Below are 9,004 nucleotides of genomic sequence, written 5' to 3'. Positions count from 1 at the left end.
ACATGTCCGACGTCGACGACATCATCGCGAATGCGGCACCGATCCTGGACAGCCAGGTCGACTCCGGCGACTCGATCGCGCAGTGGTCGCATAACCTCAAAGTGCTCACCGCTCAGACGGCGCACACCGATCAGCACGTGCAAAGCATCCTGTCGAAAGCGGCGCCGACCGCGGATCAGGTCAACGACGTCTTCAACGACGTCCGCGAGTCGCTGCCGCAGACGCTGGCGAACCTGGAAGTCGTCGCCGACATGCTCAAGCGTTACAACAAAGGGCTTGAGCAGTTGTTGGTCTTCCTGCCCGAGATCGGTTCGGTCGCACAGACTTTGATCGCATCTGCGCCGGGATCGGTGCTGATGAATCTCAACCTGTCGCTGAACAATCCGCCGCCGTGCCTGACCGGATTCCTGCCGGCTTCGGAGTGGCGCTCACCCGCGGACGTCAGCACGGCACCGTTGCCGGAAGGGACGTACTGCAAGATCCCACAGGACACTCAGGCCAACGGCGTGCGCGGGGCGCGCAACTACCCCTGCGTCGACGTCCCCGGCAAGCGCAGGGCGACGCCACGGGAATGCCGCGACAACAAGCCGTATGTTCCGCTGGGCACCAACCCGTGGTACGGCGATCCGAACCAGGTTCGCAACTGTCCGGCGCCAGGTGCTCGCTGCGACCAGCCGGTCGACCCCGGCAAGGTGATACCGGCGCCGTCGGTCAACAACGGCCTCAACCCCGCACCGGCCGATCGGCTGCCTCCACCGGCCGCGCCGGTCAACGATCCGCTGCAGCGGCCGGGCTCGGGCACCGTGCGGTGCAATGGTCAGCAGCCCAACCCGTGTACCTACACGCCGGCCGGGCCGGCTGCCATCTACCTTCCGTCCAGCGGCGAAGTGGTGGGACCCGACGGCGCGAAGTACTTACTCGAGGATTCGCGCCACACCGGAGACTCCGGGTGGAAGGACATGCTCGCGCCCGCCGGATGAATCAAAAGCCGCCGACGGGAATCTTGCGCGCCGAGTGGTGTTGAACCTGCTAGTCGCACGTGAGGAGACGTCACCATGACCAGCCGGCCCGTCCTGGAACCCACCGCCGAGCACCCGATCACGATCAACCCCACCGGAACGCGGGTCGTGGTTCGCGTCAACGGCGAAGTGGTCGCTGACACCACCGAGGCCCTACAGCTTCAAGAGTCCACTTACCCTGCGGTGCAATACATCCCGTTCAAGGATGTGGTGCAGGATCGGCTCACCCGCACCGACACCAGCACCTACTGCCCGTACAAGGGGGAGGCCGGCTATTACAGCGTGACCACCGCCGCGGGCACCGTCGAAGACGTCATCTGGACGTACGAGCAGCCGTATCAGGCGGTGGCGGAGATCGCCGGCCACGTGGCGTTCTACCCCGACAAGGCGGAGGTCAGCGTCGAAGCCGCTTAGCGGTTCGCCGGGCCGAATACGTGCGAGGTCAGCTGCGTGTCGCTGTATTCGCGCAATGACGAGATCAGCCCGTCGCGGGTCTCGAAGATGAAGACCGCGGGGCTGTGATAGCGGAAGCCGTCGGCGGTCTCGCCGTCGGCTTCGGCTTCGATCACCACGCTTTCGCCGTCGTTGAAACACTGGATGAAGTCCAGGTTCAGCTCGCCGGTGCGTTTGCGCCGCTCGACGTCGTCACGCAGTGTCGCCTTGTCGACCGAGCTGCGGGTCAGCAGGTTCCAGTAGGTGAAATCATCGGTCAGCAGGCCGAAGCACTCGTCGACGTCGCCTCCCTCGGACAGGCACTGCAGGAACATCCACGCCAGCTCGGCCTGCGGGTCGTCGAACGGGGTGGTCACCTCGCCATCCTGACGCGGAACACAGTTGGCGGTCAATGACGCGCCGGACAAGGATGTGTGAGCGGTGTCGGACCTATGATCGTCGGAATCGAGCAGTTGCGGTATCCGGCGGGAGCAGATGGTGAGTAGCGCTCGCACGGTGATGTTCCCCGGGGTGGTGAGCCCGGGCATGACTCTTTCGCCGCTGCGCCGAGGACCCGGCGATCCGACTTTCCAGGTCGATGGCGACGGCGCCATGTGGCGCACCAGCCTGCTGCCCAGCGGGTCCGTCAGCGCGCGCATCAGCCGTACCTCCGCCAATGCCGTTGAATGCACGGCGTGGGGCAGCGGCGCCGAGGAGTTCCTCGAAGCCCTTCCGGCAATGCTTGGTGCCCACGACGATTCGTCGGATTTCGTTCCGGTCAACCCCATCGTCGCCGCCGCGCACCGGCGGGTGCCGCACCTGCGACTCGGCCGTACCGATCAGGTCTTGGAGGCTCTGATCCCGGCCGTCCTCGAGCAGCGCGTGCCGGGTGCGGACGCCTTCCGCGCCTGGCGCCTACTGGTCACCAAATTCGGGACGCCGGCACCGGGCCCCGCCCCCAGCCGGATGCGGGTGCCGCCGTCAGCCGAGGTGTGGCGCCACATACCGTCGTGGGAATTTCACCGCGCCAACGTGGATCCTGGACGAGCCCGCACCATTGTCGGATGTGCGCAACGTGCGTCGTCGCTGGAGCGACTCGTGTCATGGCCGGCCGTGCAGGCCCGCGAGGCGCTGGTGTCGCTGCCCGGAGTCGGGATATGGACCGCGGCCGAGACGGCGCAACGCGCCTTCGGCGACGCCGACGCGCTGTCGGTGGGCGACTACCACATCTCCAAGATGATCGGCTGGACGTTGCTGGGAAACCCGATCGACGACGACGAGATGGTCGAACTTCTCGAACCGATGCGCCCACATCGCCACCGGGTCGTTCGGTTGCTGGAGGCCAGCCGGCTGGCCTACGAGCCACGCCGGGGCGCGCGACTGCCGGTGCAGGACATCCGCGCGCTGTAACTCCCGCGGTTACTTCCCGCGGTCATCGGGTACCCGTCGCCAGGGGATGACCTCAGGGAGGTAGCTATGACCCAATTCACTGTTCCGGGCTTGACCGAAAAGCAGGGAATCAAGATCGCTGACCTGCTACAGAAGCAGTTGAGCACCTACAACGACCTACATCTGACGCTCAAGCATGTCCACTGGAATGTGGTCGGCCCCAGCTTCATTGGGGTGCACGAGATGATCGACCCGCAAGTGGACTTGGTGCGCGGTTACGCCGACGAAGTGGCAGAGCGGATCGCGACTCTCGGCGGATCGCCGCAGGGCACCCCGGGCGCGATCCTCAAAGACCGCACCTGGGACGACTACTCGGTCGGCCGCGACACCGTGCCGGCGCACCTGGCCGCACTCGACCTGGTCTACAACGGCGTCATCGAGGACATCCGCAGGAGCATCGACGAAACCGAGAAGCTGGATCCGGTAACCCAGGACATCCTGATCGGCCACTGCGCCGAGCTGGAGAAGTTCCAGTGGTTCGTGCGTGCGCACTTGGAGAACGCCGGCGGGGGGTTAACCCACGAAGGCGCGTCTACCGAGAAGTCGGCGGCGAAGTCCGCCCGCACCAAGGGCTGAGCGGAATAATCGGACCGCGGTCCGGTTATAGCGGGTATCCGAAGCACAAGGAGGCTACAGATGCCCGCGATCACCGCAGACACATTGGCCTTGTCGCGGGTGTCCGCGGCAGGCCCCACCGATACCGAACGCCCGGTCCGTTCCATCACAACTGGGCCGCGCGGTCATGAGGGCGAAGGATTCCCGGTGGTCCGGGCCTTCGCCGGCGTCAGCAGCGCCGCGCTCGATCCGTTCGTCCACATGGACCAAATGGGTGAGGTGGAATACCAGCCCGGCGAACCCCGCGGCACCGACTGGCACCCGCACCGCGGGTTCGAGACCGTCACGTACATGATCGACGGTCGGTTCGCGCATCAGGATTCACACGGTGGCGGCGGGTTGATCGCCGATGGCGCCACGCAATGGATGACGGCGGGCTCAGGCATCCTGCACATCGAAACCCCGCCGGCAGAACTCGTCGAGAGCGGCGGAATGTTTCACGGCATCCAGCTCTGGGTGAACCTGCCGAAGAAGGACAAGTTCGCCACCCCGCGCTACCAGGCCATCGAAGGCCCCGACGTCGCACTACTGTCCTCCGACGACGGCGGCGCGCTGATTCGGGTCATCGCGGGCCAGATCGACGGTCACAGCGGGCCCGGTGTCACGCACACGCCAATCACGATGGCGCACGCCACAATTCAACCGGGGGCGCGGCTGAACATCCCGTGGAACCGGGACTACAACGCACTGGTTTACGTCCTCGCCGGGCGTGGCTCCGTTGGCCCGATCGCGCATCCGCTGCAGCAAGGTCAGCTGGCGGTCCTGGGTCCCGGCGACCGGATCACGGTCAACGCCGCCGCCTCGCAGGAGTCTCGGGTGCCCGCTCTGGAGGTGCTGATCCTCGGCGGCAGGCCGATCCGCGAACCGGTGTTCCATTACGGCCCGTTCGTGATGAACACCAAGGCCGAGGTCGTCCAAGCCGTCGAAGATTTCCAGGCCGGCAAGTTCGGCAGCGTCCCGCCCAACGGATTGATGCCGCACCGCGCGACATAGCGACCGCTGGCTAACAAGCGGTTCTCCCGACTCGGCGGGCAGCAGTGTGAGCTGTGGCACAATTCATGCTGTGGTGCAGCCCGCGAGCCGGGGGCCGGGTCGCCCCCCTGCAGCAAAGGCGGCCGAGACACGTAAGCGCATTCTGCGTGCTGCTCGGGAGGTGTTCAGCGAACGCGGCTACGATGCCGCTACCTTTCAGGCCATCGCGATCCGGGCAGACCTGACCCGGCCGGCGATTAACCACTACTTCGCAAATAAACGCGTCTTGTATTGGCAGGTGCTGGACGAGACCAACAGTGCCGTCGTCGCCGCGAGTGTGCAGCGGGCGCGGGGTGAGACAACGTTGACTCGCCAGGTGTCGGCGTTCATCGAAGGCGCGATCGATTCAGACATCGAAAACCCAACGGCTGCCGCGTTCTTGATCACCGCAACGCTGGAGTCACAGCGCCACCCTGAGCTGCGCCGGCCCGGAATCGACTCGGTCGGCACCACTCGGGCGTTCTTGTTGTGGGCGATCAACGACGGAATCCAGCGAGGCGACTTGGACGCGGATACCGACGCCTCGGCACTCACCGAAATGCTGCTCGCGGTGCTCTTGGGCGTGGGCTTCTACGCGGGTTTTGTCGGCAGCCGTCACGAGTTGGACCCCGTGACCGATCAACTGAAATTGATGCTGGCCCGCGGCCTCACCCGGCGGCCCGATCAAGTGCAGTGATGTAGCGCACACAAGCATATAGATTGACTAAGTTATTAGGTACCATCGGTTGCGCTATGACGAGTTCAGTACGTTCCGACGGCGACAGCTGGGATATCACCGAGAGCGTGGGCGCCACGGCCTTGAGCGTGGCCGCGGCCCGTGCGGTCGAGACAGCGGCGGCTGATCCGCTGATCCGCGACCCGTTCGCCTACCTACTGGTCTCTACCGCAGGGCCGTCATGGGCGCGGTTCGCCGGCTCGACGGAGTGGATCGACGACGACGACCACGGACTGCGAGCCCACCGCCTGGCCGTCGATTACCAGGCCGTGCGCACCCACTACTTCGACGCCTACTTCGCCGAGGCTGCGGGCGCCGGAATCCGGCAGGTCGTGATCCTGGCCGCGGGGCTGGACTCGCGGGCCTTCCGGCTGGACTGGCCTGCGGGCACCACCGTCTACGAGATCGACCAACCGCAGGTGGTCCACTACAAGACGACCACACTGGAGGCGGCAGGCGCCGCTCCGACCGCTGACCGGCGTCCCGTTCAGGTCGACCTCCGGGACGACTGGGCGGCCGCGCTGACGGCCGCGGGATTCGACCCCGCCCAACCGACCGCCTGGCTGGCCGAGGGCCTGCTGCCCTATTTGCCGGCCGAAGCGCAGGACCGGTTGTTCGAGATCCTGACGGGGTTGAGCGCCCCCGGCAGTCGTTTCGCCGTCGAAGCATTCAGCATGGGCGCCGCCGACAATGAAGCCCGTCGCGCAGCGCGGCGTGCACGTTTCGACCGGATTCGTCAACGTCTCGGCCTGGACATCAACGTCGAAACCCTGACCTACCAGGAAAGCGACCGGGCCGACGCCGCGGAGTGGCTCACCGAGCACGGTTGGCAAGTAACCGGGGTCAGCAACGCCGACGAGATGGCGCGCCTGGGCCGGCCGATTCCCGCCGACCTGGCCGACCAAGCCTTTACCACCAGGCTGTTGCGCGCCGAACTCGGCGCGATCGATTGATCACCGACCATATTCAGCAGAAGACAGGACCACGATGAGCAGCTTGCGCAGCCACGACGACACTTGGGACATTGCCACCAGCGTCGGTACCACCGCCGTCATGGTGGCCGCAGCCCGCGCCGCCGAAACCAACAAGCCGGACCCGCTGATTCGGGACCCCTACGCGAGAGTGCTGGTCAGCGAGGCCGGTACCGGCGTGTGGGAGAAGATGCTCGACGACTCACTGCTCACCAAGGTGCAAGAAATCGATGCCGAGGCGGCGGCGGTCTTCGAGCACATGCGCGGCTATCAAGCGGTACGCACGCACTTCTTCGACGCCCACTTCGCCGGAGCGGTCGCCGCTGGTATCCGGCAGGTGGTGATCCTGGCGTCGGGTTTGGATTCACGGGCCTACCGGCTGGACTGGCCGGCCGGCACCACGGTGTACGAGATCGACCAGCCGAAGGTGTTGGAGTACAAGTCGGCGACGCTTGCGGCGCATGGCGCGACCCCGTCGGCCGACCGCCACGAGGTAGCGATCGATCTGCGTCAGGACTGGCCCGCTGCCCTGATCGCCGAGGGATTCGATCCCAAGGCGCCGACGGCCTGGCTGGCCGAGGGGCTGCTGATGTATTTGCCCGCCGAGGCTCAAGACCGGCTGTTCACGCAGATCACCGAATTGAGCGCACCGGGCAGTCGGGTAGCCGCCGAGACCGCGGCCAACCACGCCGACGAGCGTCGCCAGGAGATGCGGGACCGCCTCGACCGGGTGGCCGCCAAACTCGGCATCGAGCGGACCGTCGACATTCAAGACCTGATCTACCAGGACGACGATCGGGCCGACGTCGCCGCTTGGCTCAACGACCACGGCTGGCGGGCGACCGGCCAGAACTCCGGCGACGAGATGCGCCGGCTGGACCGCTGGGTCGAAGGCGTGCCGTCGGGTGACGACCGGGATGCGCTCTCGCAGTTCGTGACCGCCGAACGCGTATGACCAGCGGCGGACGGTGACCGCGATCGGCCGCGATCGCTGAGGGCGCCTGTTGCCCAACTGGATGGTTGATTAGGATTGGGTTTTCGCCGGTCGATGAAGGGAATCCCCATGACCACCGAAGCCACCCACGCCACCGAAACCGCCGCTCCAGCTGCACCCGCAGCCCCGGTTTCCGGCCCCGATGTGGCCACGACAGTCGCTCGGCTCCGTGCGACATTCGCCACCGGTCGCACCCGCAATCTGGAGTGGCGCAAAGCCCAACTGCTCGCGCTCAAGCGACTGATGGAAGAGAACGAAACCAAGATCGCCGATGCGCTGGAGAAGGACCTGGGGCGGTCGCCATTCGAGGCCTGGCTCGCCGACGTCGCCAACACTGTCGGCGAGTGCACATACGCGGCGAAGAACGTGGGCAAGTGGGCCAAGCGCCGCCACCGTCTGCTCGAGATGTCACAACTGCCCGGCCGCGGCTTTGTCGAGTACGAGCCGTACGGCACCGTGCTGATCATCGGCGCATGGAACTTCCCGTTCGCGTTGACGCTGGGTCCCGCCGTCGGCGCGATCGCCGCAGGTAACACCTTGGTGCTCAAGCCATCTGAGGTGGCGCCCGCGTCGTCAGCACTGATGGCCGAGCTGGTGCCGCGCTACCTCGACAACGACGCGATCGCCGTGATCGAGGGCGACGGCGTCGTGAGCCAGGAGCTCATCGCTCAGGGCTTCGACCACCTGCTGTTTACCGGCGGCACTGAGATCGGGCGCAAGGTGTACGAGGGCGCGGCGTCGCATCTGACGCCGGTGACCCTCGAACTCGGTGGCAAGAGCCCGGTCATCGTGTCGAAAGACGCCGACATCCAGGTCGCCGCGAAGCGGATCGCCTGGACCAAACTCATCAACTCCGGCCAGATCTGCATCGCGCCCGACTACGTCCTGGCCGAGGCGCCGATCCGCGACCAATTGGTCGACGAGATCCAGAAGGCCGTCGCAGCATTCGAGGCGAAGAACGCCACCGGCGGAAAGCGCATCGTCAACGAGCGGCACTTCAACCGGCTCACCACGGCGATCGCCGCGACCAAGGGCAGCGTCGCGATCGGCGGCGGCTCGGACGCGTCGACCTTGAACATCCAGCCGACCGTGGTTGTCGACCCCGCGCTAGACGAGCCGCTGATGACCGACGAGATCTTCGGCCCGGTTCTGCCAGTCGTGACCGTCCAAAACCTCGACGAGGCAATCACATTCGTGAACGCGCGGCCCAAGCCGCTGGCCGCGTACTTGTTCACCAAGGCCAAAGCAGTGCGGGAACGCGTGATCAAGGAAGTGCCCGCCGGCGGCATGGTGGTCAACCATCTGCTCTTCCACTTCGCCACCCACAAGCTGCCGTTCGGCGGCGTCGGGCCGTCCGGTCTGGGCGCCTATCACGGCAAGTACGGCTTCGAAGAGTTCAGCCACCGCAAGTCGGTGCTGACCAAGCCGACCCGACCCGACCTCGCCAGCTTCATCTACCCGCCGTATACAGAGAAGGCGTGGAAGCTGGCGCGCCGGCTGTTCTAGCGTTGCCGGCCCGTTGGAATCCGTTGGGTCACTGAGGAACTCGATCGTCGAAACTGAAAGGAACTTCATGCCCGGAGTGCAGGATCGTGTTGTCGTCGTCACGGGAGCCGGCGGTGGCTTGGGCCGCGAATACGCGCTGACCCTCGCCAAGGAGGGCGCGAGCGTCGTCGTCAACGACCTCGGCGGATCCCGCGACGGCACCGGCGCCGGACACAACATGGCCGACGAGGTCGTCAAGGAGATCAAGGACGCCGGTGGGCGCGCGGTCGCC

General features: G+C 66.0%; 10 protein-coding genes and 1 pseudogene. 10 read left to right on the top strand and 1 reads right to left on the bottom strand.

Features of this window, described 5'->3' with window-relative positions:
- Together VN856_RS18350 and VN856_RS18345 are read left to right on the top strand one after the other, a co-directional pair.
- Positions 1 to 980, top strand: a pseudogene (locus VN856_RS18350) (MCE family protein); the annotation flags it as partial.
- A 75-nt stretch (positions 981 to 1,055) separates the two neighbouring features.
- Positions 1,056 to 1,433 carry a DUF427 domain-containing protein gene (locus VN856_RS18345; protein ID WP_325691581.1) on the top strand — a complete coding sequence of 126 codons (378 nt, stop codon included), beginning with the start codon at positions 1,056 to 1,058 and terminating at the stop codon, positions 1,431 to 1,433.
- On the opposite strand, the gene VN856_RS18340 is transcribed toward VN856_RS18345, so the two are convergent.
- Positions 1,430 to 1,828, bottom strand: coding sequence for a nuclear transport factor 2 family protein (locus VN856_RS18340; RefSeq protein ID WP_325691579.1), 399 nt, complete (start codon positions 1,826 to 1,828; stop codon positions 1,430 to 1,432). The two genes, VN856_RS18345 and VN856_RS18340, sit on opposite strands and share 4 nt — an antisense overlap.
- 118 nt (positions 1,829 to 1,946) lie before the next feature.
- On the opposite strand from VN856_RS18340, the gene VN856_RS18335 reads away from it, so the two are divergent.
- The 8 genes from VN856_RS18335 to VN856_RS18300 all read left to right on the top strand — a co-directional run.
- Positions 1,947 to 2,861, top strand: coding sequence for a DNA-3-methyladenine glycosylase 2 family protein (locus VN856_RS18335; protein ID WP_325691577.1), 915 nt, complete (start codon positions 1,947 to 1,949; stop codon positions 2,859 to 2,861).
- A gap of 66 nt (positions 2,862 to 2,927) precedes the next feature.
- Complete coding sequence (locus tag VN856_RS18330; RefSeq protein WP_325691575.1) at positions 2,928 to 3,476, top strand: DNA starvation/stationary phase protection protein; 549 nt, start codon at positions 2,928 to 2,930, stop codon at positions 3,474 to 3,476.
- Between the two features lie 60 nt (positions 3,477 to 3,536).
- Positions 3,537 to 4,508 (top strand): pirin family protein, encoded by a 972-nt coding sequence (locus tag VN856_RS18325; RefSeq protein ID WP_325691573.1) that lies wholly within the window; start codon positions 3,537 to 3,539, stop codon positions 4,506 to 4,508.
- A 70-nt stretch (positions 4,509 to 4,578) separates the two neighbouring features.
- On the top strand, positions 4,579 to 5,223 hold the full coding sequence (locus tag VN856_RS18320) for a TetR/AcrR family transcriptional regulator (RefSeq protein WP_325691571.1): 645 nt from the start codon (positions 4,579 to 4,581) through the stop codon (positions 5,221 to 5,223).
- Positions 5,224 to 5,279: 56 nt separating this feature from the next.
- Entirely contained in the window at positions 5,280 to 6,215 is a 936-nt protein-coding gene (locus tag VN856_RS18315; RefSeq protein WP_325691569.1) for a class I SAM-dependent methyltransferase, read from the top strand.
- Positions 6,216 to 6,249: 34 nt separating this feature from the next.
- Complete coding sequence (locus tag VN856_RS18310; protein ID WP_325691567.1) at positions 6,250 to 7,188, top strand: class I SAM-dependent methyltransferase; 939 nt, start codon at positions 6,250 to 6,252, stop codon at positions 7,186 to 7,188.
- A 108-nt stretch (positions 7,189 to 7,296) separates the two neighbouring features.
- Entirely contained in the window at positions 7,297 to 8,733 is a 1,437-nt protein-coding gene (locus VN856_RS18305; protein ID WP_325691565.1) for an aldehyde dehydrogenase family protein, read from the top strand.
- A gap of 67 nt (positions 8,734 to 8,800) precedes the next feature.
- Positions 8,801 to 9,004: SDR family NAD(P)-dependent oxidoreductase (locus VN856_RS18300; RefSeq protein ID WP_325691563.1), on the top strand; the 204-nt coding region annotated here is incomplete at its 3' end.

The organism is Mycobacterium sp., assembly GCF_035603715.1.
In the GTDB taxonomy this organism is placed as follows: Bacteria; Actinomycetota; Actinomycetes; order Mycobacteriales; family Mycobacteriaceae; genus Mycobacterium.
This window is presented reverse-complemented; position numbering and strand designations above follow the sequence as displayed.

What these genes read in the sequence shown, in the direction of transcription:
- VN856_RS18345 (WP_325691581.1), top strand. Translation starts at nt 1,056, where the DNA reads ATGACCAGCCGGCCCGTCCTGGAACCCACCGCCGAGCACCCGATCACG.
- VN856_RS18335 (WP_325691577.1), top strand. Translation starts at nt 1,947, where the DNA reads ATGGTGAGTAGCGCTCGCACGGTGATGTTCCCCGGGGTGGTGAGCCCG.
- VN856_RS18330 (WP_325691575.1), top strand. Translation starts at nt 2,928, where the DNA reads ATGACCCAATTCACTGTTCCGGGCTTGACCGAAAAGCAGGGAATCAAG.
- VN856_RS18325 (WP_325691573.1), top strand. Translation starts at nt 3,537, where the DNA reads ATGCCCGCGATCACCGCAGACACATTGGCCTTGTCGCGGGTGTCCGCG.
- VN856_RS18315 (WP_325691569.1), top strand. Translation starts at nt 5,280, where the DNA reads ATGACGAGTTCAGTACGTTCCGACGGCGACAGCTGGGATATCACCGAG.
- VN856_RS18310 (WP_325691567.1), top strand. Translation starts at nt 6,250, where the DNA reads ATGAGCAGCTTGCGCAGCCACGACGACACTTGGGACATTGCCACCAGC.
- VN856_RS18305 (WP_325691565.1), top strand. Translation starts at nt 7,297, where the DNA reads ATGACCACCGAAGCCACCCACGCCACCGAAACCGCCGCTCCAGCTGCA.